General features: G+C 71.7%; 19 protein-coding genes and 3 pseudogenes. 11 read left to right on the top strand and 11 right to left on the bottom strand.

Annotated features, from left to right (window positions below):
* Positions 1 to 36: 36 nt before the first annotated feature.
* The 7 genes from ABZ642_RS35465 (at position 37) to ABZ642_RS35435 (ending at position 7,518) form a co-directional block, all read left to right on the top strand.
* On the top strand, positions 37 to 1,161 hold the full coding sequence (locus ABZ642_RS35465) for an FAD-dependent monooxygenase (RefSeq protein WP_360491921.1): 1,125 nt from the start codon (positions 37 to 39) through the stop codon (positions 1,159 to 1,161).
* Positions 1,158 to 2,162 carry an amidohydrolase family protein gene (locus ABZ642_RS35460; RefSeq protein ID WP_360491918.1) on the top strand — a complete coding sequence of 335 codons (1,005 nt, stop codon included), beginning with the start codon at positions 1,158 to 1,160 and terminating at the stop codon, positions 2,160 to 2,162. Before ABZ642_RS35465 ends, ABZ642_RS35460 begins: the two co-directional genes overlap by 4 nt.
* Positions 2,159 to 3,127, top strand: coding sequence for a cyclase family protein (locus ABZ642_RS35455; protein ID WP_360491915.1), 969 nt, complete (start codon positions 2,159 to 2,161; stop codon positions 3,125 to 3,127). The genes ABZ642_RS35460 and ABZ642_RS35455 overlap by 4 nt, the downstream gene beginning before the upstream one ends.
* Positions 3,128 to 3,135: 8 nt before the next feature.
* Positions 3,136 to 4,542, top strand: coding sequence for an FAD-binding oxidoreductase (locus ABZ642_RS35450; protein WP_360491912.1), 1,407 nt, complete (start codon positions 3,136 to 3,138; stop codon positions 4,540 to 4,542).
* A gap of 3 nt (positions 4,543 to 4,545) precedes the next feature.
* A complete protein-coding gene (locus ABZ642_RS35445; protein WP_360491909.1) occupies positions 4,546 to 5,502 on the top strand; it encodes a fumarylacetoacetate hydrolase family protein in 957 nt (318 codons plus the stop codon).
* A 184-nt stretch (positions 5,503 to 5,686) separates the two neighbouring features.
* Positions 5,687 to 6,706 (top strand): LysR family transcriptional regulator, encoded by a 1,020-nt coding sequence (locus ABZ642_RS35440; RefSeq protein WP_360491906.1) that lies wholly within the window; start codon positions 5,687 to 5,689, stop codon positions 6,704 to 6,706.
* Positions 6,707 to 6,747: 41 nt separating this feature from the next.
* Complete coding sequence (locus ABZ642_RS35435) at positions 6,748 to 7,518, top strand: SDR family oxidoreductase (protein ID WP_360491903.1); 771 nt, start codon at positions 6,748 to 6,750, stop codon at positions 7,516 to 7,518.
* Between the two features lie 3 nt (positions 7,519 to 7,521).
* On the opposite strand, the gene ABZ642_RS35430 is transcribed toward ABZ642_RS35435, so the two are convergent.
* The 5 genes from ABZ642_RS35430 to ABZ642_RS35410 all read right to left on the bottom strand — a co-directional run bounded on the left by ABZ642_RS35430 (position 7,522) and on the right by ABZ642_RS35410 (position 12,743).
* Positions 7,522 to 8,472, bottom strand: coding sequence for a hypothetical protein (locus ABZ642_RS35430; protein WP_360491900.1), 951 nt, complete (start codon positions 8,470 to 8,472; stop codon positions 7,522 to 7,524).
* A gap of 162 nt (positions 8,473 to 8,634) precedes the next feature.
* Complete coding sequence (locus tag ABZ642_RS35425) at positions 8,635 to 10,152, bottom strand: MFS transporter (protein ID WP_360491897.1); 1,518 nt, start codon at positions 10,150 to 10,152, stop codon at positions 8,635 to 8,637.
* 13 nt (positions 10,153 to 10,165) lie between these two features.
* Positions 10,166 to 10,588: a VOC family protein gene (locus ABZ642_RS35420; protein WP_360491894.1), complete on the bottom strand. Its 423-nt coding sequence runs from the start codon at positions 10,586 to 10,588 to the stop codon at positions 10,166 to 10,168.
* Positions 10,589 to 10,594: 6 nt separating this feature from the next.
* On the bottom strand, positions 10,595 to 11,365 hold the full coding sequence (locus ABZ642_RS35415) for an SDR family NAD(P)-dependent oxidoreductase (RefSeq protein ID WP_360491891.1): 771 nt from the start codon (positions 11,363 to 11,365) through the stop codon (positions 10,595 to 10,597).
* 124 nt (positions 11,366 to 11,489) lie between these two features.
* On the bottom strand, positions 11,490 to 12,743 hold the full coding sequence (locus ABZ642_RS35410) for a cytochrome P450 (protein ID WP_360491888.1): 1,254 nt from the start codon (positions 12,741 to 12,743) through the stop codon (positions 11,490 to 11,492).
* Positions 12,744 to 13,196: 453 nt separating this feature from the next.
* On the opposite strand from ABZ642_RS35410, the gene rho reads away from it, so the two are divergent.
* A complete protein-coding gene (gene rho, locus ABZ642_RS35405) occupies positions 13,197 to 14,345 on the top strand; it encodes a transcription termination factor Rho (protein WP_360491885.1) in 1,149 nt (382 codons plus the stop codon).
* Positions 14,346 to 14,467: 122 nt separating this feature from the next.
* A pseudogene (locus ABZ642_RS35400) lies at positions 14,468 to 15,361 on the top strand (serine hydrolase); the annotation flags it as partial.
* A gap of 41 nt (positions 15,362 to 15,402) precedes the next feature.
* Here ABZ642_RS35400 and ABZ642_RS35395 read toward each other — a convergent pair.
* From ABZ642_RS35395 to ABZ642_RS35380, 4 genes are all read right to left on the bottom strand, one after another.
* Positions 15,403 to 16,755 (bottom strand): glycosyltransferase 87 family protein, encoded by a 1,353-nt coding sequence (locus ABZ642_RS35395; protein ID WP_360491882.1) that lies wholly within the window; start codon positions 16,753 to 16,755, stop codon positions 15,403 to 15,405.
* Positions 16,752 to 18,146, bottom strand: a complete 1,395-nt coding sequence (gene mptB, locus ABZ642_RS35390; RefSeq protein WP_360491879.1) for a polyprenol phosphomannose-dependent alpha 1,6 mannosyltransferase MptB — start codon at positions 18,144 to 18,146, stop codon at positions 16,752 to 16,754. Before mptB ends, ABZ642_RS35395 begins: the two co-directional genes overlap by 4 nt.
* A gap of 144 nt (positions 18,147 to 18,290) precedes the next feature.
* Positions 18,291 to 18,815, bottom strand: coding sequence for a flavin reductase family protein (locus ABZ642_RS35385; protein ID WP_360491876.1), 525 nt, complete (start codon positions 18,813 to 18,815; stop codon positions 18,291 to 18,293).
* Positions 18,816 to 19,052: 237 nt separating this feature from the next.
* Positions 19,053 to 20,534 carry an MDR family MFS transporter gene (locus ABZ642_RS35380; RefSeq protein WP_360491873.1) on the bottom strand — a complete coding sequence of 494 codons (1,482 nt, stop codon included), beginning with the start codon at positions 20,532 to 20,534 and terminating at the stop codon, positions 19,053 to 19,055.
* Between the two features lie 128 nt (positions 20,535 to 20,662).
* Here ABZ642_RS35380 and ABZ642_RS35375 point away from each other — a divergent pair, with 128 nt between their 5' ends.
* A complete protein-coding gene (locus tag ABZ642_RS35375) occupies positions 20,663 to 21,346 on the top strand; it encodes a TetR family transcriptional regulator (RefSeq protein WP_360491870.1) in 684 nt (227 codons plus the stop codon).
* Between the two features lie 17 nt (positions 21,347 to 21,363).
* Here ABZ642_RS35375 and ABZ642_RS35370 read toward each other — a convergent pair.
* Positions 21,364 to 21,665: pseudogene (locus ABZ642_RS35370) on the bottom strand (aldehyde dehydrogenase family protein); the annotation flags it as partial.
* A 15-nt stretch (positions 21,666 to 21,680) separates the two neighbouring features.
* On the opposite strand from ABZ642_RS35370, the pseudogene ABZ642_RS35365 reads away from it, so the two are divergent.
* Positions 21,681 to 21,974 (top strand): annotated as a pseudogene (locus ABZ642_RS35365) (carboxyl transferase domain-containing protein); the annotation flags it as partial.
* Positions 21,975 to 22,072: 98 nt separating this feature from the next.
* Here the strand turns inward: ABZ642_RS35365 and ABZ642_RS35360 are convergent.
* Positions 22,073 to 23,011 (bottom strand): glutaminase, encoded by a 939-nt coding sequence (locus ABZ642_RS35360; RefSeq protein WP_360491867.1) that lies wholly within the window; start codon positions 23,009 to 23,011, stop codon positions 22,073 to 22,075.
* Between the last annotated feature and the right edge of the window lie 7 nt (positions 23,012 to 23,018).

The raw sequence follows: 23,018 nt of genomic DNA, 5'->3' as shown, positions 1-23,018 counted from the left end.
CCTTTGAGGTCTTTCTACTGTGAGCAAGGATCGCCCATGCCCGTTCACAAGGTGCTCGTCGTCGGCGGCGGCATCACCGGAAGCGTGCTGTGTCTCGCGCTCGCCCAGCGCGGTGTCGAGGTGGAGCTCGTCGAGATCTCGCCCCAGTGGTTCGGGGTGGGCCATGGCATCACCATCCAGGGCAACGCGCTCAAGGCGCTGCGCGCGGTCGGCGTGCTGGACCGGGTACTGGCCCGGGCGGTGCCGTTCGACCTCATGCGGCTGCGCCGGGCGGACGGCGGTCTGATCACCGAGCTGGAGACCCCGCACACGGGCGGTGCGGACCTGCCGTCCACGGCGGGCGCACTCCGCTCGGACCTGCAGAACGCGCTGTGCGACGCGGTGTACGCGCACGGCGTCACGGTCCGCCTGGGCCTGAGCGTCGAGCACCTCGACCACTGCCCCGGTCACATCGATGTCGCCTTCACCGACGGCTCGGCCGGCCGCTACGACCTGGTGGTCGGCGCGGACGGCATCAACTCGGCCATGCGCGCGCTCATCGGCATCACCACGAAGCCCCGCCCGGTCGGCATGTCGATCTTCCGGGTGGTGGCGGAGCGGCCCGCCGAGATGGACTGCGCCGAGGTGTACTACGGCGGCCCGCGCTACAAGGCCGGCTACAGCCCGATATCCGGCGACCAGTGCTACGCCTACCTTCTCGACGAGAACCTGGACGCCTCCCTGATCGGCCCGCGCGCCCCGCTGGACCTGCTGCGCGAGCGCGGCGCCGGGTACGGCGGCACCTGGGGGAAGATCGTCGCCGCGCTGCCGGACGACACGGCGGTGGACTACCGCTGGATCGAGGCGGTGCTGGTCGACGAGGACTGGCACCGGGGCCGGGCGATGGTGATCGGCGACGCGGCGCACGCCTGTCCGCCGCTGATCGCGCAGGGTGCCGCGATGTGCATGGAGGACGCGGTGCTGCTGGCCGAACTGGTCACCGCCGACGAGCCGGTGGACCGGACGCTGGCCCGGTTCATGGCCCGGCGGCTGCCGCGGGTGCGGATGGTGCTGGACAACTCCCTGCGGCTCGCCGAGTGGGAGATCCACCCGGAGACCCCGGGCGCCGACCCGGCGCGGATCATGTCCGAGACGCTCTCCTCGCTGACGGTGGCAGCATGAGCACGCCCGTCGTCGACTTCCACGGCCACCTCGCGGTCCCCGGGGCCGACGCGCTGGTGGCGGGCACCGGGGGCTTCGCGGCCGAGCTGGCCGCCGAGCAGCGCGCCCACTCCCCCGCGTCGCTGGCCGTCAACCGAGCTCAACTCCAGCGGCTCGCAGCGAAGTTGACGGACGTCGGGGCCCGCCTCGCCGACCTGGACGCGATGGGCGTCGACATCCAGGTGGTCGGCCCGATGCCCATGCACCACTACTGGGCCGACCCCGATCCGGCGGTACGACTGGCCCGTACCGTCAACGAGGCGGTGGCCGCGCACTGCGCCACCGCGCCCGAGCGGCTCCACGGCCTGGGCACGGTACCGCTCCGGCACCCGGACCTCGCGGTCGCCCTGCTGGACGAGGCGGTCACCGAGCTGGGCCTGTACGGCATCAGCGTCTCCACCACCGTCGAGGGCCGCGAGCTGGCCGACCCCGCGCACGACGAAGTCTGGTCGAAGGCCGAGGAGTTGGGCGCGGTCGTCTTCGTGCACCCCTGGGGCTGCTCGCTCGGCGAGCGGCTCGCCACGCACTACCTGGGCAACACGGTCGGCCAGCCCACCGAGACCACGGTCGCGCTCTCCCGGCTGATCTTCACCGGGGTCCTGGACCGGTTCCCGCGGCTCAAGCTGGTGGCCGCGCACGGCGGCGGCTATCTGCCGACGTACATCGGCCGCTCCGACCACGCCTGGCGGGTCCGGCCGGACGCGCGCGGCTGCGCCGAACCGCCCAGCGCCTACCTGCGCCGGATGTGGTTCGACGCCCTGGTCTACACCCCCCGCGCGCTGCGCCATCTGGTCGAGGAGGTGGGCGCGGACCGGGTGGTGCTCGGCACCGACCACCCCTTCGACATGGGGGTGACGGACCCGGTGGCCCGGCTCGACGCGGCCGGTCTCGACCCGGTCGCGCGCGACGCCATCGCCGGGGGCAACGCCCTGGAACTGCTGCTGAAAGGACCCGTCCGATGACCGTCGGTCCCATCGAGGAAGAGCTCGCCAAGGCCCGCGCCCTGTACCGCAACTGGGGCCGCTGGGGCGAGGACGACGTCCTTGGCACACTGAACTTCGTCGACGACGCGATCCGCGCCCACGCCGCCGGTCTGGTCCGGCGCGGACGTTCCTTCTCGCTGGCGCAGGAGTTCAACGAGTCAGGCCCGCAGCGCGGCTTCCGGGGCCGGATCAACCCGGTGCACTACATGCGGGACACCGGCTCCGACGCGGCGGCCGGCACCCAGGGCTTCCCGCACGGTTTCGGCGGCGCCGACGACCATGTGCTGATGCCTCTCCAGGCCTCCACGCAGTGGGACGGGCTGGGCCACATCTACGACAACAAACAGGCCTGGAACGGCCGTCCGTGCACGATCGTCAACGGCGACGGCGACTCCGTGACCGGTATCGAGCACATGCGGGACGCCTTCACCGGCCGCGGGGTGCTCCTCGACGTCGGCCGGGCGGCCGGCGACGCGCGCGGTGAACTCCCGGACGGCTTCCCGATCCTGGAGGAGCACCTGCGCACCACCATCGAGGCGCAGGGCGCCACGTCGGGAGTGCGCCGGGGTGACATCGTGCTCGTCCGCACCGGCCAGCTGGGCCGGGTGCGGCGGCTCGGCGAGTGGGGCGGGTACGCGGCGGGGGACGCGCCCGGCCTGTCCTTCACCACCCTCGGCTGGCTGCACCGCACGGAGATCGCGGCCATCGCCTCCGACACCTGGGGGCTTGAGGTACGGCCGTACGAGTTCGCGGAGCCGGCGATGTCGCCGCTGCACCAGATCGCCATCCCCAACATGGGCCTGCCGCTGGGCGAGATGTGGGATCTGGAGGCCCTCGCGGAGGACTGCGCGGCCGACGGTGTCTACGAGTTCCTGCTGGTGGCGGCACCGCTGCCGGTGACCGGCGCGGTCGGTGCCCCCGTCAACCCCATCGCGGTCAAGTGAGCCGCCCGGTGACTGCGATCATTGGGGGGACGACCCCTGAACCCCCGAGGGCGAACCGCTTCTCCGGCACCCTCCGTCTCTCCGGTGACGAGGGCTTCGAGGAGGCCGTGTACCGGAGGGTCTTCAACGCCCGCCGTCCGGCCGACCGCACTCCCGCCGCCGTGCTCGAGGCGGCCACCGAACAGGACGTGGTCGAGGGCGTACGGCTCGCCCTGGAGCGCGGCTGGCAGGTCGCCGTGCGCTCCGGCGGGCACAGCTGGGCGGCCTGGTCGGTGCGCCGGGACGCGCTGCTGATCGACCTCGGCGGCTTCCGCGAGATGGCGTACGACCCGCGGACCGGGATCGTCACGGCCACCCCCAGCGTCAAGGGCGGTGACGAACTCAACCCGTATCTGGGTGAGTTCGGGCGGTTCTTCAACGGCGGGCACTGTCCGTCGGTGGGCATCGGCGGTTTCCTGCTCCAGGGCGGGCAGGGCTGGAACGCGCGTGGCTGGGGCTGGGCGGCCGAGAACATCGTGGCGATCGACGTCGTCACGGCGGACGGCGAGCTGGTCCGGGCCGACGAGACGCGGCACAGCGACCTGTTCTGGGCGGCGCGCGGTGCGGGCCCCGGTTTCTTCGGCGTCGTGACCCGCTTCCATCTGCGCACCCGGCCGCTCCCCGGGCATCTGGCACACACCGTGCACGCCTACCCGCTGGACCTCTTCGACGAGGTCATGACCTGGCTGCACCACACCCATCACACGGTCTCCGACCTGGTGGAGATCGTCGCCCTCACCCAGTCCCCGCCCGATCTCGACGGACCGGTGCTGCTGGTGACGGGTGTGGCGATGACGGACACCCTTCAGGAGGCGGCCGAGGCGCTCGCGCCCCTGCACGCCAACCCGTACGCCGACCGGGCCCTGTTCCGGGTCGAGGCCCGACCCACCACCTTCGTCGAGCAGTTGGCCGGGCAGCGCACCGCCAACCCGGAGGGTCACCGCTACTTCGTCGACAACGCCTGGCTGGCCGGCACCGCCGAGGAGGTGGTCCCGGCGATCCGCAAGGCGTTCACCGAGCACCCGACCCGGCAGACGTTCACCATCTGGTTCTCCATGGCGCCGCTGCGCCGACTGCCGGACATGGCCTTCTCGTTGCAGTCGGAGATCTACTGCGCGAGCTATGTCGTCCATGACGAACCGGGGCGGGACGCGGAGCTGCGCGGCTGGCTGGACGCGGCGATGGCGGCGATGCGGCCGGTGACCGTCGGCCAGTACCTCGGGGATTCCGACTTCACGGTACGGCAGGCGAGGTTCATGGGCGACGAGCAGTGGCGGCGGCTGAACGAGATCCGGGCCGCCCGTGATCCCAAGGGCGTGTTCGCCGGCCATCTGAGCGCCGGAACCGTCACCAACACCAACGACTGGGAGCAGTGAGCCATGCGTTTCGCGACCTACGAGCACGACGGCGAGGAGCGCGCCGGTGTGGTGCGGGACGGAGTGATCCACCCGCTGTCCGAAGGGGTGAGCCTCCTGACGCTGATCGAGGCGGGGGTGCTGTACGCGGCCGGCATCGAAGCCCTCGATGCGCCCGGCAGGTTGACGGTGGATCAGGTACGGCTGCTGCCGCCGCTGAAGCCGCCGTCGATCCGGGACTTCGTCGGCTTCGAGGCGCACATCGAGGGCGTGTCGAAGTCGCTGGACGGTCTGGAGCGGGTACCCGAGGAGTGGTACCGGGCGCCCAACTTCTACTTCACCAACCCACACGCCGCCTACGGAGCGCACGACGACGTTCCGGTGCCCGCGGGCTGCTCGGTGCTCGACTTCGAGCTGGAGGTCGGCGCGGTCATCGGCCGCAGCGGGCGCGACCTCACCCCCGAGCGGGCCGGGGACCACATCATCGGCTACCTGGTCTTCAACGACTGGTCGGCCCGTGACCTGCAGAAGCCGGAGAAGAACCTCGGCCTGGGTTTCTCCAAGGGCAAGGACTTCGCCAACACGCTCGGCCCCTGGCTGGTCACCGCCGACGAGGTACGGGACCGGCGGGATCCGGACGGCTTCCTGGACCTGGAGATGACGGTCACCCTGAACGGGGAGCTGATCGGCCGGGACACCCTCGCCAACGTCTCCTGGACCTTCGAGGAGATGATCGCCTACGCCAGCCGGGACGCCTGGGTGCGGCCCGGTGACATCCTCGGCTCGGGCACCTGCGGCTGGGGCTCGCTGGCGGAGTTCTGGGGCCGGCTCGGGGAGCGCACCCCGCCCCCGCTGAAGCCCGGCGACGAGGTGACACTGAGCGTCGAGGGGCTCGGCACGGTGTCCAGCCGGATCGTGCCCGGGCGGGCGGACGCGTATCTTCCGCGGGCTCGCAAGAGGGGTCGCACGTCCCGCCCCTAGCACCCGAAGCTGTGCGGGGCCTGTGGTGCGTACAGGCCCCCCACCTGGGGGTATCCGGTGCCCGGATGCCTGGCATCGCATCTTCCTGAGAGTCGCCCCGACCCCCTTCCTCGACGGCCGTCCGCTGGTTAACCTCCCGTTTCACCGAAGCTTCAATGACGTGGCCGGCCGGAAGGGGACACCCGTGGGTCTCGGAGCGATCGATCTCAATCTTCTGGTGGCACTGGAAGCGCTCCTGGAGGAGAAGAACGTCACCCACGCGGGTGTGCGGCTGTCCACCAGCCAGTCCGCGATGAGCGGCTCGCTGGCCCGGCTGCGCCGGCACTTCAACGACGAGCTGCTGATCCGGGTGGGCCGCGAGTACGAGCTGACACCCCTGGCGGAACGGCTGCTGCCGGTCGTCCAGGGCTCGCTGCAGAAGGCCGAGGAGGCGCTGTCGCTGACCCGGCACTTCGACCCGGGACGCAGCCGCCAGCGCTTCTCGGTGGTCATGTCGGACTACGTGATGACGGTGTTCGTGGAACCGCTGCTGCGAGTCATCGCGGCCGAGGCGCCGGGCGTCCGGATCGACTTCCACCCGATCGTCGACGGGCAGCTGGAGACCGAGACGCATCTGCGCTGTCACGACCTGATGATCGTGCCGCTCGGCTACCAGCTCCCCGGGGTCAGCGAGGCCGTGATGCACGACCGGTTCGTGTGCCTCGTCGACCCGGACAACCCGCGCCTGGTGGACGGGCGGCTCACCCTGCGGGACCTCGCGGAGATGCCGCACGCGTCCTGCGCCATCGGCAAGAGCCACACGCCCGCCGAGCGCCAACTGGAGACCCTCGGGATCACCCCGAAGGTGCAGGTGAGCACGCCCGGCTTCAGTGTGCTGCCGTTCCTGGTGAGCGGCACGGACCTGGTGGCGATGGTCCCGGAACGGCTGGCAAAGCGGTACGAGGGTTTCGCGCGCTGTGCGGTCGTACCGGCGCCGTTCCCGGACGTGCCGCTGGTGGAGGCCATGTACTGGCACCACAACCGGCACGCCGACCCGGCCCACCGCTGGCTGCGGGACACGGTGCGCAGGGTCGGGGACGCGCTGGGCCAGAAGGCCGCCGAGGAGAACCCGGACGAGATCCCGGGCGAGATCCCGGGCGAGATCGACGGGGCGGATGCCAGCCATCCCGAGCGCGCGTTTCCGCAGCTGTCCGCGGCTTCCTAGCGTGGGCGGGAGGACACTCCCGTATCCCCTTGGAGGAAGCCGTGAGCCGCACGCGCCTGGCGGGCCGTACCGTCGTCGTCACCGGAGCCGCACAGGGCCAGGGAGCCGCCGAGGCGGCCGCGGCCGCCCGGGAGGGCGCCACGGTGATCGCGACCGACGTACTGGACGAGGCCGGCGAGAAGCACGCCGCCGCCCTGCGCGCCGACGGTCTCCACGTCCGGTACGTCCACCTGGACGTGGCCTCGCCCGAGGACTGGGCCGCGCTGGCCGCCTCCCTCGATGCCGTGCACGGACTGGTGAACAACGCCGGCATCCCGATGCGGGCCCGGCTCGGCCAGGTCGAACTCGCCGACTGGAACCGGGCGTTCGCCGTGAACACCACCGGCGCCCTGCTCGGCATCCAGGCCCTCGCCCCGCTGATGCCGGCCGGCTCGTCGATCGTGAACGTCGGCTCGGTCGCCGGGCTCACCGCGCATCACGCGGTCGCGTACACGACCAGCAAGTGGGCGCTGCGCGGCCTGTCCAGGGTCGCGGCCCTGGAACTGGCCCCGCGCGGCATCCGTACGAACGTCGTCCACCCCGGCTACATCGAGACCCCGCTGATGGCCACCGCCAACCCGGTGTTCGTCACCGCCCACCTCGCCATGACACCCCAGGGCCGCCCGGGCACGGTCGACGAGGTGGCGCCGCTCGTCGTCTATCTCCTCTCCGACGAGGCGTCGTACGTCAACGGCGCGGAGATCACCGTCGACGGCGGCTACTCGGCGCACGGCCCGGTGAAGGCCATCACCGACGCCCTCGACCGGAACTGAACGTCAGTCCTTGAGCCGCTCCAGCGTGGACTTGGTGTCTGTCTTCAGCCAGCCCGTCACGTCGTCGAGCGTCGGCGGGTCGGTGTCGCTGTCGTACGAGGAGAAGTACGCGCTGTAGTACATGGTGTAGGTCATCCAGCCGTCCCGCACCGCGAGCGTGGCGTACCGCGAGCCGCTGGTGGTGGAGCCGTTGCTGGTGTCCTGCGTGACCAGGTAGGCCTCGTCGCCGATGCCGCTCACCGGGCTCACGTCGTAGTCCGTGTGGCTGTCGCCGTACTTCTTCCAGGTGGCCGTGAACTCCGGCCCTGGGTCGGTCTTCTTGTGCAGGTCGACCTGTATGGTGAGATAGGCGTCCCCGTAGCTGGCGCTGGTCTTCTTGAGACTGAGACTGCAGTAACTCTGGTCCAGCGCCGGGTCCTTCAGCACGTTCTTCGTCGGGGACGAGTCGTCGACGGGGTACTCCTCCTTGAACGACGAGTAGTCCGCGCTGGAGCAGAGGTTCGCGGGCGCCCGGTAGCCGCGCAGGTCCGCGCTGTTCCCGAGACCGCCGGTCAGGTAGAGGCCGGCCGCCCAGCCCGCGGAGGCGACCACCGCGCCCACGACCGCCCACAGCACGGCTCTTCCGGCCGTGTTCCCGCCGGCCGACGGCGGTGCGGCCGGGGGCGGGTAGCCGTAACCGGGCTGCACGGCATAGGGGTTGCCCTGCTGCGCGCCTTGTTGCGGCGGTGGCACGGGCTGGTTGACGAGGGTCGGCTGGGCGTAGGGGTTCTGCGGCGGCGACTGCGGGTTCGGGTACGGGTACGCGGTCGGCTGGGGCTGCTGGAGCGGTGTCGCCGGCGGCTGGTCCGGCTGCTGCAGAGGCTGCTGCGGGGGCGACGAGGGCTGCTGGGGCTGCTGGGGAGTCGACGGCGGCTGCTGCGGAGAGGAAGGCGGCTGCTGCGGTGGCGTGGACATGTCGTGAAGATAAGGCATTACCCGACATCAAGTCCCCTCCCGGCCAAGACCGTTATGGATTGCGGACATGCGTCGCGGTCCCACGACCCGTCACCGGTACGGCAGTTGGGCACATGTCAGAAGGCCGGGGCGGGAGCCCCGGCCTTCTCGTGGTGTCCGCGGTCAGGCGGACGCGGGCTGCACCGGCACCTGGGCCGCCGCCCGCGCGGTGTTCCTGCGAACCAGCAGCAGGGTGACCAGCGCGCCGAGCAGCGAGGCGCAGCCGCAGATCACCACGCCCAGCGCCATGCCGTGCGCGAGGGCGTCCTGCGCGGCGGCCCTGGCGCTGTCGCTGCCCGCGTTGACCACCGCGAGCGGACCGGCCGCGGCCTCCATGCCCGCGTCGGCGCCGCTCAGCTTGCCGACCAGCGCGGAGGAGGCCGCACTCATCGCGATCGTGCTGATCACGGCGGGCCCGAGGCCCTGACCGAACTCGCGGACCAGGCTGGTCGCGCCGCTCGCCATGCCGGTCATCTCGATCGGTACGGCGTTCACGGCGGCCGACGTCAACGAGGAGACCACGCAGATGAAGCCGATGCCGAGCAGCAGCACCGGGCCGATGAAGGCCGCGAGGTCGGTGGTGGTGATCGGCAGCGCGGCGATCCAGAACTGACCGGCCGCCATCGGCAGCAGACCGCCCATCAGCAGCCAGCGCGGCTCGACGCGGGTGAGCATCCGGCTGAGCACGGGTGCCAGGAGCAGCGGGATCAGCTGAAGGATCACGAACGGCATACCGGCGCGCAGCGCGCTGAGATGCATCACCGCACCGAGCCGGATGGAGACGCAGTAGGCGGTGCCGATGAAGCCGAACATGCCGGTCAACGCGACCACCGCGGCGGCCGCGAACGAGGGGATCTTCAGCAGCTCCAGGTTGAACATCGGAGACTCGGCGCGGCTCTCCGCGACCACGAAGCCGGCCAGTGCCACGGCGGCGAGGACCAGCGCGAGAACGATGGAAGGGCTGCTCCAGCCACGGTCGCCGCCCTCGATGATGCCCCACAGCAGGGCGGTGAGGCCGACGGCGATGCTGATCTGGCCCGGCCAGTCCAGGGCGCGGCCCTCGGGCGCCTTGGAGTCGGTGACCAGCGCCCAGCAGGAGATGCCGACCACGACACCGAGGACGACCGGGGGCACGAACGCCCAGCGGAAGTCGGCGACCGTGGCCAGGATGCCGGAGGAGAGCGGGCCCACGGCGGAGGCGAGGGAGATGCTCAGGGCCCAGGTCGAGACCGCTTTCGCGCGGTCCTTCTCTCCAGGCGTCGCGGCCGCGATCACGGCGAGGGAGCTCGGGAACAGGGCGGCGGCGCCGATGCCGGCGAGGGCCTGACCGATCCAGAGCATGGTGATGTTCTGGGATGTGGCGTTGAGGAGTTCACCGAGCGCCAGCACGAATCCGCCGAGCACCAGCAGCCTCTTACGGCCGAACAGGTCGCCCACCACACCGAAATTCAGTTCCAGAATCGCGGTGGGCAGAATGAAGGCCGAGGTGACCCAGGCGACCTGCGATCCCGAGGCGCCGAACGCGGCCTGTATTTCCCCGTTGATGGGCGACGGGACGGTAATGCACAGCTGCGCGGCGGCAACTGCCAGACAACAGGCGACGAGCGTGCCCACGTCCAGTTTTCTCACAGCGTTGGTCATTCCGTACTCCATCTCACGGGTCAACAGTGGTGCCGCGCTCTATGAGTTCGATGAGATTTCCCTCGGGGTCCTTGACCCAGGCCATCCGTATCCCCGGTTCGGGGGACGGCCCGGGTTTCAGCACCTCGCCCGCCCCGTTCGCCACCAGGGCGGTGTACACGGGGTCGAGTGCCGGGGTGGTGACCGCGAAGTGCCCGTACCCCTCGGTGAGGGCCGCGGTCATCGGGTCCGGGGCCCGGAGGCCGGGTACGGACCCGGGTCTGGCGAGGAGTTCGATCCGCCAGCCGTGCGGGTGTTCCAGGACGACACCGGTGAGGCCGGGGCCGTCGAGACGGAACTCGAAGACGGTCCTCAGCCCGAAGGCCGTTCGGTACCAGGAGAGTTGGGCGGGCAGGTCGCGTACGTTGACGCCCACGTGGTCGAGTCGTGCGTGCATCCGCGCTCAGCCCGCCATCGCGCTGTCGCCGCCGTCGACCATGAGGTTGGCGCCGTTGACAAAGGCCGCCTCGTCCGAGCAGAGGAAGGCCGCCGCGCGGGCGATGTCCTCGGGCCGGCCGACCCGGCCGACCGGGATCCGTGCCTCCAGCTGGGCCTTCGGGCCGTTCGGGTCGTCGAGGAAGGGCGCGGTGGCCGCTGTGCGCGTCATGCCCGGGGCGATGGTGTTGACGCGGATGCGGTGCGGGGCGCCGGCCGCGCACAGGTGCTTGCTCATCGCGAGGACCCCGCCCTTGGCGGCGCCGTGCGGGACCATCGGCATGAACGGCGCGCCGCGCACGGCGGCCACCGAGGCGACGTTCAGGACGGCCCCGCCGCCGCGCGCGACGAGGTGCGGCCAGGCGGCCCGGGTGCAGAAGTAGGGGATGTCCAGCTCGTTCCTGATGGTGAAGTACCAGTCTTCGACGGGCATCGTCTCGAAGGGGCCGTTGCGCAGGGCGGAGGCGTTGTTGTAGAGGATGTCGATCCCGCCGAACTCCGCGATCCCGGCCTCGACCCACTCCCGCGCCCCGGTCTCGGTGGAAAGGTCGACCGGTGCCAGTGAACGCATCACGCCGCCGGACTTGTCGACGAGTTCCACGGTTTCGGCGGCGCTCTTCTCGTCGATGTCGCAGCCGAATACGGTGGCGCCTTCCGCTGCGAATACCTGTGCCGCGGCCCGGCCGATTCCCGCCCCCGTTCCACTGATGAAAGCGATTTTCCCGGCCAGTCGACCCATGATTCCCAAGTCCCTTGTCCCATGCCGCCGAAGTGCGGTGGTGGCAGCGTAGGTAGGGCTTATGGCCAGAACAAGAAATGCGTCAGGGAAGGGCCATCGGGGGTTCGTATGGCTGGTATGCGCCTCAGCCGCCGGTCCGAGGACGAAGTCGTACCGGGAGGGCGCGCACGCTGTTGCCGACGAAGCCGGCGTGCCGGGCGAGGCCGTCCTCGGGGACGGCGAGGTCCAGGGCCGGGAAGCGGTCGAAGAGCCGCTCCAGGGCGACCGTGGCCTCCAGCCGGGCCAGCGGGGCGCCCAGGCAGTAGTGGGCGCCGTGGCCGAGGGAGAGGTGGCGGACGGCGTCGGGGCGGGCGGGCCGGGTGACGTCGAACCGGTCGGCGTCCGGGCCGTGCGTGGCCGGGTCGCGGCCGGCGGCGGAGTAGCCGGCCAGGACCGGGGTGCCCGCGGGGATCAGCGTGCCGTCGACGGTCAGGTCCCGCACGGGGTAGCGGAACGGAAAATAGCTGACCGGCGCGTCCCAGCGCAGTGTCTCCTCCACCACGTCCGCCCAGCTCGCGTCGCCCTTGCGGACGAGTTCGAGCTGGTCGCGATGGCCGCACAGGGCGCGCACGGCGTTGGTGATCAGGTTGAGGGTGGTCTCGTGCCCGGCGATGATCATCAGGACCAGGGTGCCGATCAGCTCCTCCTGCCCGAGCCGGTCGCCGTCCTCTTCCCGGGCGGCGATCAGGGCGCTGGTCAGATCGTCGCCGGGATGCCCGGCGCGGGCCGCGGCGACGGCGGCGAGGACGGCGACCAGCTCCCGGTTGGCGGCGACGGCCTCGGCCGGTCCGATGTCGGTGGCCACGACCTGGTTGGACAGATGATGCAGCCGGTCACGGAACTCGGCTTCCACGCCCAGGAGTTCACCGATCACACCCATGGGCAGCGGCAGCGCGAAGTGCCGGCGCAGATCGGCGACACCGTCACCGTCGGCCGCGGCCCGCTCCAGGTCGCCGAGCAGGGTTCCGGTCAACTCCTCCATCCTGGGCCGGAGTTCCTCGACCCGGCGCGGCGTGAAGGCCCGGCTGACCAGCCCGCGGAGCCTGCGGTGGTCGGCGCCGTCGGCGGTGGTCATGCCCCGCACGGTGGCGAAGGTCAGCAACGGCCAGCCCGCGGGGATACGGCCTTCCCGCAGCTGCGTGAAGTGCCGTGCGTCCTTGGCGACCTCGGGATGCTGGAGGAACTCCCTGAGCGCCTCGTGCCCGAGCACGGCCATGCCCTCGACACCCCCGGGGAGCACGACCGGAGCCACGGCACCGCGCGCCAGCAGCCTGGCGTTGTCGGCGTGCGGGCAGCCGCCGGCGGGGTCCGGGCGGTGCGGCACGGGCGGGGTCTCCACCAGGGGCTCCTGACAGCGGGTACGACGCGGACACGGCCGATCGTAGGTGCCCGAGGGCCCTTGGGAAGGGGCGTTTCCCGGCCAGTCGCGTCCGGGCGGGAACCGATGCCACGCCGAACCCGGAGCGGCAGGAGCCGATGTCGCCTTCTGCACGGGGAACAGGAATATCGGTGACCGGTGCCATGTTGACGACGGCGGAACCCCGGGTATAGTCCGATCAGCACGTGTGGCCGCCCCACTGTCGGGTGCCGCGTGCCGGTTCCACTCCTCCAGCCGCATCGCCCGTCGTCTCCGACCGGCTCACCGGCTTCTCAGCACCACCTCGTGACCTGGGTCTTCCTGTCGTTCCCGAGGTGTCGTTCCCCGCCGCACGGAGGCCTGCGCACACGCCCTCCCGCTCGCGGCCCACTCCCCCTTCACTCATGTCTTCCGTCCTCGAAAGGACCACCTCTCATGACCACCACACTCGAACCCCCTGTACAGCAGCAGGACCGGGCCGCCACCCGGCCCGCCACCGGTGTCCTCGACATCGACGCGGGCGGGAAGGGGCAGCTGCGGGCCCTGAACTGCCTGTCCTCCCCCGCCGACCCGCAGGTCTCCCCGGCGCTGATCCGCCGTCACGGCCTGCGCAAGGGCGACCTCGTCGAGGGCGTCCGCGGCGACCGGCGCACGCTGACCGAGATCACGCGCGTCAACGGCCGTACGCCCGAGGAGCTGCGCGGCCGCCGTCACTTCCGGGACCTGACCCCGCTGCACCCGCATGAGCGGATCCGGCTCGAACATCCCGCCGCCGGGCTCGCCGGACGGGTCGCGGACCTGTTCGCGCCGGTCGGCAAAGGGCAGCGCGGGCTGATCGTGGCCCCGCCCAAGACCGGCAAGACCGTGCTGCTCCAGCAGTTCGCGGCCGCCGTCGCCGGCAACCACCCGGAGTGCCATCTGATGGTGCTGCTGCTCGACGAGCGCCCCGAGGAAGTCACCGACATGCGGCGCTCGGTACGCGGCGAGGTGTACGCCTCCACCTTCGACCGGCCCGCCAAGGAACACATCGCCCTCGCCGATCTCGTCGTCGAGCGCGCCAAGCGGCTCATCGAGGACGGCCAGGACGTCGTCATCCTGCTGGACTCCCTGACCCGGCTGTGCCGGGCCCACAACAACGCGGCCGCGTCCAACGGCCGTACCCTCAGCGGCGGTGTCGACGCCGGCGCGCTGCTCGGCCCCAAGCGGTTCTTCGGCGCCGCCCGCAATGCCGAGGAGGGCGGTTCGCTCACCATCCTGGCCACCGTCCTGGTGGACACCGGCTCCCGGGCCGACGGCTACTTCTTCGAAGAACTGAAGAGCACCGGCAACATGGAGCTGCGCCTGGATCGCGAGCTGGCCTCCCGGCGGGTCTTCCCCGCCCTGGACATCGCCCCCTCCGGCACCCGCCGCGAGGAACTCCTGCTCGCCCCGGCGGAGTTGACCGCCGTACGCGGACTGCGGCGGGCCCTGCAGAGCCGCGAGGGCACCCAGGGCGGCCTGGAGACGCTCCTGGAGCGGCTGCGGGAGACCCCGGACAACGCGACCTTCCTGCGGCGCGTGCAGCCGACCCTGCCGACGGGCTGAGAGCGGGGCGACCCTTCCGGCCGGCTCACACCGGGGCCGGGCGTGCGGCATCCGGGTTGCTCACGGCGCCCGTCCGGCCCAGGCAGCGCGCCGTACCCCGCCTCCGTTCCTACGTTGATCGTATGACGATCGGATTCCCTGACCGATTCCCTCGGCGAGCGGTGGTGTCGACCTGCTCCGTCTGCCTGGCGGGCCTGCTGGCGCTGACGCCCGGCACGGCCGTCGCCGGCACCGCGGCGCTGGACCCGGCCCCGCCCCCGAGGGCGGTGGTGCCCGGGCCGTCGCTGCTCTACCACTCCGGCCCCCAGGTGCGGCCGCACCCCGGGGCCCCGGAGCTCCCCGACCTCTCCGCACTCTCCTGGCTGGTCGCCGACGCGGGCACCGGCCAGGTGCTGGCAGCCAACCACGCGCACCGCAAACTGCCGCCGGCCAGCACCCTGAAGACCCTGTTCGCCCTCACCGTGCTGCCCGTCCTGCCCGCGGACCTCCAGCACCGGGTGACGTCCGAGGAGCTGGCGGACGTCGCCGAGGGCAGCAGCCTGGTCGGCGTCGAGGAGGGCCACACCTACCGGGTGTCCGACCTGTGGCGCGGGGTCTTCCTCAGCTCCGGCAACGACGCCGTGCACGTCCTGGCCGCGCTCGACGGGGGCTGGGACCGCACCGTCACCCGGATGCAGGCCAACGCCCGCTCCCTGGGCGCCCTCGACACCCATGTCGAGTCCCCCGACGGCTACGACGCACCGGGACAGGTCTCCTCCGCGTTCGACCTGGCGGTGTTCGGCCGGGAGGGGCTGCGCAACCCCGACTTCGCGCGGTACTGCTCCACCGCCCAGGCCCGTTTTCCGGACGGCGCCGGCTGGTCGTTCGGTATCGAGAACACCAACCGGCTACTGACCGGCGAGGACGGTGTGGGGCGGTACCCGGGCCTGATCGGGATCAAGAACGGCTACACCAGCAACGCCGGCAACACCCTCGTCGCCGCCGCCCGGCGCGGCGGGCGCACCCTCCTGGTGACGGTGATGAACCCCCAGGACGGCGGCGTGTACGACGAGGCCCGTCAGCTGCTCGACTGGGGTTTCGGCGCGGCCGGACGGGTCGACCCGGTGGGCTCGCTGGACGGTCTGCGGGCCAAACCGCGGCCCCGGCCGGGCCCGAGCACCGTACCGGTGGCGGCGGCCACGGCGCCCGAGGACGACTCGGGCTGGTCGGGGACCGCGCTCGTGGCGGGCTTCGCGGTGCTCGGTGCGGGCGCCGTCACCCTGGCGATGCGGCTCAGAGGAGAACGCTCCGGACGGGACTGACCGACCGGCAGGCCCAGCAGCAGGCCCAGCGTGATCCAGGTGTAGATGTTGCTGCCCAGGAACCCGTCGATGCCTGACGCGTCGTCGAACCACAGCCACACCACGCTGGTGCACATCACCGCGTAGAGGGCGCCCGCGATCCGCGGGTGCCCGGCGCGCGCCAGCAGCGCGAACGACGGCAGCACCCACACCAGGTGGTGCACCCAGGTGATCGGGCTGACCAGGCAGGCCGCGAGACCGGTGAGCGCGAAGGCGGCCGTCCAGTCGCCGGCCGTCACGGCCCTACGGGTCCGCCACGCCCACACGGCCAGCGTGAGCAGGGCCACGATCGCCCACAGCGGCTTGTCCGGATGACCGAGCCGGGCCAGTACGCCCTGCAACGACTGGTTCGAGACGTAGTCGAGCCGGCCGACCCTGCTGGTGTCCCAGAGCGCCTGCGTCCAGTAGAAGCGGGACGCCTTCGGGTCGGCCCAGGCCGCGAGAGCGGTCGCGGCGAGCGCCACGGCCGTGGCGACACCGGCCGCACGCCACTTGCGGCCGATCAGCAGCATGCCGATGAACAGCGCGGGAGTGAGCTTGACCGCCGCGGCGAGCCCGATGCCGATCCCGGCCCAGCGGCTCCGCCCGCTGCGCAGCAGCCAGCAGTCCACGAGCACCAGGGCGAGCAGTATCAGGTTCACCTGGCCGAAGCTGAACGTGTCCCGCAACGGCTCGAACAGCGCCAGCGTGCACAGGGCCAGGGCCCAGCGGTACCAGCCCCGGCGCCGCCAGCCCGGTCCGGCCAGGATGCGCAGCACGAACGCCAGCGCGGCCAGGTTCAGCAGCAGCGAGGCGGCGATGGCCAGGCGCAGGCCCACCAACGCCATGGGCAGCATGCCGACGGCGGCGAACGGCGGATACGTGAACCCGTACGTCGTCCCGGGCACCCGGTAGTCGTAGATCCGCCCGCCGTGGTGCACCCAGGTGTGCACGGTGCCGTAGTACACGCGCAGGTCGAACCAGTCGCGCAGCAGCGGCACGGTGGCCGTGAACACGGTCACGGCGGCGACCAGGACCAGGACGAGCAGCAGCCTCCCCCGGTCGGTCCGCGGTCCTCTCGGGCCCCTCATGCCGTACGTCCCACGGCCGGGGCCTGCGCGGCCTGGTGGGCCTGCCACAGCACGACCACGCCGAGCACCCCGCCGGAGACGGCGAGGACCAGCTGGCCGATGTCGGCGGGGCCACCGCTGGGCAGCACGGCGAGGGCGAGCACGCCGGTGACGGCCGCCACCCGGTGCCGTACCGAGGTGCTGGGCGCCGCGGCCGCTATCAGGAACAGGCCCCAGATGGCGTACCAGGGGCGGATCGCCGGCCCGAAGGCGGCGACCGCGGCCAGGCTCAGGCCGAGGGCGTAGACCGGGCGGGGCCGCAGCCGGACCCATATCAGCAGCACGGTCACCGCGGTGAGTGCCAGCCCGAGCAGATGCCAGACCGGGACGGCGAGCGGTGCCAGATCGCTGCCGAGGTGTTCGAGGAGCGCGCCCGTGGCCCGTCCGAGCAGGCTGCTGAGCGCCCAGTTGTGCGGGGAGACGGGCGTGTCGAGTGCCCTTATCCACCCGTACCCGGTCCCGGCGACGGCGGTCGCCAGCACCGTCGTCGCTCCCGACGCGATCGCCGTCGTCAGGGTGGCCCGCACGGGACTGCGGCCCTTGCGCGCCTGGACGACGACGACCGCGAGCAACCCGAGCGCGGCGGGCGCCTTGACCAGCGCCGCGAGCGTGACGAGCACGACGCCGAGGAACGGCCAGCGGCCGAGCGCCGCGACCAGGCCGAGGCCCAGCAGACCGAGCATGATCGCGTCGTTGTGGGCGCCGGCGACCAGGTGCAGCAGCACCAGCGGGTTGAGGGCGCCGAGCCAGAGCGCGGCGGCCGGGTCGGCGCCGCTGTGCCGGGCGAGCCGGGGCAGCGCGGCCGCCATCAGGCCGACGCCGAGCAGGGCGACCAGCCGCATCCCGAAGAGCCCGGCCGGGAGTTCACCGCGGGTCAGCCCGGACAGCAGCGAGGCCACGCCCATGAACGCGGGGCCGTAGGGGGCGGCGGTGTTCTGCCACACCGGGGCGACCTCGTCGGCCAGCGGGCCGCCGAGCTGGGCGGGGCCCGACGTGTAGACGTCCATGTGCGCGTCGACCATGGCGCCCTGCGCGAGGTAGCTGTACACGTCCCGGCTGAACAGCGGGGGCGCCAGCAGCAGCGGGGTCGCCCAGACGGCGAGGACCAGCAACAGCTGTCGCGGGGTGGGTGGTTCGGCGCCGCGCACGAGGCGGCCGAGCAGCAGCCACGCCGCGATCAGCAGCACGACGCCGAAGTAGACGCCGACCAGTCCGAACGCCGCCTGCACGGAGCTGGGGGCCAGCAGATCCTCCACGGGCAGGGCACCGGCTGTCTCACCTCCCAGGGCAAGGAAGGCGGTGCCGGCCAGGCCAAGCACCTGGCAGCGGCGTAGATCGACGGGAAAAGCCATGGCCAACACTGGGTCAGCGTGTCAATTGCGGGTGGCCGGAAAGCGACGGGGTGTTTTCTTGGGAGGGGCCTGGTTGTTACCTGTGGGTGGTGGATCGTGGTCGGGGGCGGGTGGGCGGGTGTCGAGCGCGCCACCGTGGGCGGTTCACGCCCCCAGGGTGCGATAGGTGCCGTCGTGGTACAGCAGGGGACGATGGTCGTCGCCGATCGCCGCGTGCCGCACTCTGGCTATGGCCAGCCGATGGTCGCCCGCCGGTATGAGGCTCTCCAGGGAAAGCAGCAGCCAGGTGTCCACCCCCGCCAGCACGGGCTCGCCTCCGGGCAGCAGACGGTAGCGGGTCGGCGCCGCGAAACGGTCGATGCCGCTGGTGACGAAGCGGCGGGCGACGTCCTCCTGGCCGGCTGTGAGGAGGTGGGCCACGGCCGTGCTCCCGTCCCGCACGAAGGGCCAGCTGGACGCGGCGGCCGCGATGGCGAAGGAGACCAGCGGCGGGCTGAGTGACAGCGACACCAGCGAGGTCGCGGTGAAACCCGCGGGACGCGGCCTGCCGGGCAGCGTGATGACGGCCACGCCCGCGGGATGGCCCCGGAAGACGGCCTTGAACCGCTCGGGCGCGACGGCGGGCTCCGGCGGCGCGGAGTCGACGGCGAACATCCTCGTCAGGGACATGAGGACTCTCCTTTCGACATGAGCTGCTGCTGATGTTTCCGGCCTGAGCCGCCGGCGGCGTCGGGCCGCCTGGTGCGCCGTGCGCCCGGCGGGCGGGACAGGGGGAACCGGAACGGGTGAGGCGGGCCGTGAGCCGGGAGTCTGTGCTTCCGGTTCACGGCCCGCCGAGGACGTCACGGACGGATCCGCCCGGGGGATTCGACGCCCCGTCCCGCACGCCCAGCCCAGGGAACGGGGTCAGGCCTTGCCGGCCTCGTTGAGGGATCCGGCGGGTGCCGCCGGGGGTGCCGCGGCGGCCGCGGCCGCGTTCCGCTCGGTCACGGCGAGGAGGAGCGCCGGCAGGGTCGCCGCCACACCGATGGCCAGTACCCAGCCGAAGGCCACACCGAAGCCGCTCGCCTGGTCGCCCGACGAGTGGGCGTCCTGCAACTGCTTCTGGAGGACGACCGCGAGGATCGCCGCGCCGAGCGAACCGCCGATCCGCTGGCCCATGTTGAGCTGGACCGTGGCGTCCGGGATCTTCATCATCGACACGGCTCGGTAGGCCGCGGTGACCGCCGGTACCGCGCAGGTGCCGATACCGAATCCGCGCACCACCATGGCCACTCCGATCCACCAGTACGAGGTGTGCGCGCCGATCACCACGAAGGGCACGGTCGAGGCGATGCTGATGAGACCGCCGACCAGGGCGACCGGGCCGCTGCCGAACCTGTCCACGAAGCGGGCCACCCGCCACATGGCGATGGCGACGCCCACGCCCTGCGGGATCAGCAGCAGACCGGTGTTGACCGCGTCCTCGCCGCGGACGACCTGGAAGTACAGCGGCATGAGGATGACGGCACCCAGACTCAGCGCGCCCATGAAGAAGTTGGTGAGGGAGGCCGCGGTGTAGAGCCGGCCCTTGAACAGCCTGATGTCCAGCAGGGGTTTGGCGCTGCGCAGGGAGAGGACGACGAAGGCCACCAGGAGCGCGACGCCCGCGACGAGCGCGACCACCACCTTCGGCGAACCGGCGTCACCGGAGTTGCCGATCTCGGCGAGCCCGTAGGTGAGTGCGATGCTGGACCCGACGATGGTCACGAGACCCGGCACGTCGAGCCGGCCCGGCTGCGCGGCCGTGTCGGCGGGCAGCAGCCACAGGGCGAGCAGCACCGTGATGATCCCGATCGGGATGTTGACCAGGAAGATCGACCGCCAGCCGACGTGCTGGAGCAGCAGTCCGCCGACCGTCGGGCCGATCACCGGCGCCATGATGACGGGGATACCGCTGACGCTCATCACGCGGGCCATCAGCCGGGGGCCGGCGGCGCGGACCAGGATCGCCTGGCTCACCGGGACGGCGATGCCGCCGATGCCCTGGATGGTGCGGAAGACGATCAGCTGGTCGATCGAGGTGGCGAGTCCGCAGGCCAGGGAGGCCAGGGTGAACAGGGTGATCGCCCCGATGAAGACCCGCTTGGCGCCGAGCCGCATGCCGAGCCAGCCGCTGATGGGGATGACCGCGGCCATCGCCAGCAGATAGGCGGTGACCAGCCACTGGATGGTCGACAGCGAGGCGTCCATCTTGATCGTCAGGGTCTGGAGCGCCACGTTGACGATCGTGGAGTCGAGGAAGGTCATGAACGCGCCGAGGGTGGTCACCGCAATCACTTTGCGGAGCCCGGGCGAGAAGGGCTCCCGTCCGGTGTCCGGCGGGCTGGTGGTGCTCTCCGCTGCCATGGGTCGGTCTCCCTATGAGTGTCGACCTGGAGGTTATGTAGGATGAGGAGCACTGCTCCGATAAAACGGAGCGGTGCTCCTAATGAATATACGGAGCACTGCTCCGATTCTCAACCGAGCGAGGTGCCATGAGTGACAAGCAAGGCGCGGCCTCGGGTCCGGCCGACGGTGCGGGCTCGTCCCGCGGCCCGGCGGGAGCCGCGGCGTCGGACGGCCGCACGCCACGGACCCCGGCCGAGGGCGGCATGCGCGTCGATGCCCGCCGTAACCGCGACAACCTCCTCGCGGTGGCCCGCACCGTCCTCGCCGAAGAGGGGCTGGAGGCGTCCCTGCGGGATGTCGCACGCCGCGCGGGGGTGGGTATCGCCACTCTCTACCGGCACTTCCCCACCCGCGAGGCCCTCGTCCAGGCGGTGCTCAGCGACCGGCTCAACGCGCTCGCCGACGCGGCCGACGAGTCCCTCACCGCGCCGTCCCCGGGCGAGGCGCTGACCGCGTGGCTCCAGCGGTTCGCCGCCGGCTCCGGCACCTTTCACGGGCTGCCCGGTTCCGTGCTGGCCGCCCTGCACGACGTCCGTTCCGAACTGCACGGCTCCTGCGCGGCGATGCACGAATCGGCCTCCCGGCTGCTGGAACGCGCCCAGGCCGCGGGAGAGGTGCGGCCGGACGTGGACGCCGAGGACCTCTTCACCGCCGCCGCCGCCATCGGCTGGGCCGCGCAGTACTCCGACCGCGAACGCGCCCAGCGCATCCTGACGCTGCTCACCGACGGGATGCAGTCCGGCCGCGCGGACGCCGTACCGGGCGGCTGACCGGTCCGCACAGCAGGTCAGGACCGCGCGCGGTGCAGCACCTGGAGCTCGGTGAAGGAGTGATGGCCCCACAGACCGTTCTCGGTCCCTTTGTGGCCGCCGAAAGGCTGGTGCGGCCCGAGGGCGAAGTGGGTGTTGACCCAGGCCGTGCCGCACTCCAGCCGGCCGCCACGGCCGCGGCGCGGTCCGGGTCGGCACCCCACACCCAACCCGACAGCCCGTACTTCGTCCCGTTCGCCCGGTCCACGGCGTCATCGACGTCCGTGTACGGCACCACCGGCAGCACCGGGCCGAACTGCTCCTCGTCCACGACGGGAGCACCGTCCACGGCACCGTGACGTACGCCTGGCCGACGAACGAGATCGCGGTCATGGGCGCCGAGGGTGCGGCCAACGTGATCTTCCGTCGGCAGATCGCGGAGGCGGACGACCCCGAGGCGATGCGCGCCCGCATGGTCAAGGAGTACAAGGCCGAACTCATGCACCCCTACTACGCGGCCGAGCGCGGCCTGGTCGACGACGTCATCGACCCGGCCGAGACCCGCGAGGTACTGGCCTCCGCCCTCGCGATGCTGCACACCAAGCACGCCGACCTGCCGCTCCGCAAACACGGAAACCCCCCGCAGTAGCGACCGGGTTGCTCAGCTCACGGCCGCGAACGGGTTGTCCTGCCGGAATGTCCGGGTGCGGCCGGCGGACATACCCAGGTCCTGGTGAAGCACCGGAACTAGAACACGGACAGACCGGTGAGTGTCGTGAATCGGTCCAGCGCCGCCACTCCCGCCACCGAGTTGCCCCGCTCGTCCAGCCCCGGGCTCCACACGCAGAGCGCGCAACGCCCCGGTACCACGGCGACGATGCCACCGCCCACCCCGCTCTTGCCGGGCAGGCCCACCCGGTACGCGAAGTCGCCTGCCGCGTCGTAGGTCCCGCACGTCAGCATCACCGCGTTGACCTGTTTCGCCTGGCTTCTGGTCAGCAGGCGGGTGCCGTCGGCCCGGATGCCGTGGCGGGCCAGGAAGGTGGCCGCCAGGGCGAGGTCCGCGCAGGAGGCCGCGACGGAACACTGGCGGAAGTACTGGTCGAGGAGGACCGGGATCTCGTTGTCGATGTTGCCGTAGGACGCCATGAAATGGGCCAGCGCGGCGTTGCGGTCGCCATGTTGGGACTCGGAGGCGGCCACCTCCATGTCGAACTCCAGCGAGGCGTTGCCGCTCTCGGCGCGCAGGAAGGCCAGCAGCTCACCGGCGGCGTCTCCGGTACGGGTCTGGAGCCGGTCGGTGACGACGAGGGCACCCGCGTTGATGAACGGGTTGCGCGGGATGCCCTGCTCGTACTCCAGCTGGACCAGGGAGTTGAAGGGGTTGCCGGAAGGCTCCCGGCCGACGTGCTCCCACAGTTCGTCGCCCTCGCGGGCCAGGTCGAGGGCGAGGGTGAAGACCTTGGTGATGGACTGCGTGGAGAACGGCTGCCGCCAGTCGCCGACGCCGTAGACCGTGCCGTCCAGCTCGGCCACGGCCATGCCGAAGCGGCGGGGATCGCAGGCGGCGAGCGCCGGGATGTAGTCGGCGGGCCGCCCGCGACCGGGCGTCCGCTCGATCTCCTCCGCGATCCGCTCCAGGACCGGCAGAAAGGCTGGGGACGACGTCATTGTCATGATCACCATTGTGCCT

This window comes from Streptomyces sp. NPDC007157 (genome assembly GCF_040634235.1).
GTDB lineage: Bacteria > Actinomycetota > Actinomycetes > Streptomycetales > Streptomycetaceae > Streptomyces.
The sequence above is the reverse complement of the archived record's forward strand: the minus strand, read 5'-3'. Positions and strand labels throughout refer to the sequence as shown.

What these genes read in the sequence shown, in the direction of transcription:
- ABZ642_RS35460 (WP_360491918.1), top strand. Translation starts at nt 1,158, where the DNA reads ATGAGCACGCCCGTCGTCGACTTCCACGGCCACCTCGCGGTCCCCGGG.
- ABZ642_RS35360 (WP_360491867.1), bottom strand. Translation starts at nt 23,011, where the DNA reads ATGGTGATCATGACAATGACGTCGTCCCCAGCCTTTCTGCCGGTCCTG.
- ABZ642_RS35395 (WP_360491882.1), bottom strand. Translation starts at nt 16,755, where the DNA reads ATGAGGGGCCCGAGAGGACCGCGGACCGACCGGGGGAGGCTGCTGCTC.
- ABZ642_RS35415 (WP_360491891.1), bottom strand. Translation starts at nt 11,365, where the DNA reads ATGGGTCGACTGGCCGGGAAAATCGCTTTCATCAGTGGAACGGGGGCG.
- ABZ642_RS35380 (WP_360491873.1), bottom strand. Translation starts at nt 20,534, where the DNA reads ATGGCAGCGGAGAGCACCACCAGCCCGCCGGACACCGGACGGGAGCCC.
- ABZ642_RS35425 (WP_360491897.1), bottom strand. Translation starts at nt 10,152, where the DNA reads ATGACCAACGCTGTGAGAAAACTGGACGTGGGCACGCTCGTCGCCTGT.
- ABZ642_RS35455 (WP_360491915.1), top strand. Translation starts at nt 2,159, where the DNA reads ATGACCGTCGGTCCCATCGAGGAAGAGCTCGCCAAGGCCCGCGCCCTG.
- ABZ642_RS35430 (WP_360491900.1), bottom strand. Translation starts at nt 8,472, where the DNA reads ATGTCCACGCCACCGCAGCAGCCGCCTTCCTCTCCGCAGCAGCCGCCG.
- ABZ642_RS35445 (WP_360491909.1), top strand. Translation starts at nt 4,546, where the DNA reads ATGCGTTTCGCGACCTACGAGCACGACGGCGAGGAGCGCGCCGGTGTG.
- ABZ642_RS35420 (WP_360491894.1), bottom strand. Translation starts at nt 10,588, where the DNA reads ATGCACGCACGACTCGACCACGTGGGCGTCAACGTACGCGACCTGCCC.
- ABZ642_RS35385 (WP_360491876.1), bottom strand. Translation starts at nt 18,815, where the DNA reads ATGTCCCTGACGAGGATGTTCGCCGTCGACTCCGCGCCGCCGGAGCCC.
- mptB (WP_360491879.1), bottom strand. Translation starts at nt 18,146, where the DNA reads ATGGCTTTTCCCGTCGATCTACGCCGCTGCCAGGTGCTTGGCCTGGCC.
- ABZ642_RS35375 (WP_360491870.1), top strand. Translation starts at nt 20,663, where the DNA reads ATGAGTGACAAGCAAGGCGCGGCCTCGGGTCCGGCCGACGGTGCGGGC.
- rho (WP_360491885.1), top strand. Translation starts at nt 13,197, where the DNA reads ATGACCACCACACTCGAACCCCCTGTACAGCAGCAGGACCGGGCCGCC.
- ABZ642_RS35465 (WP_360491921.1), top strand. Translation starts at nt 37, where the DNA reads ATGCCCGTTCACAAGGTGCTCGTCGTCGGCGGCGGCATCACCGGAAGC.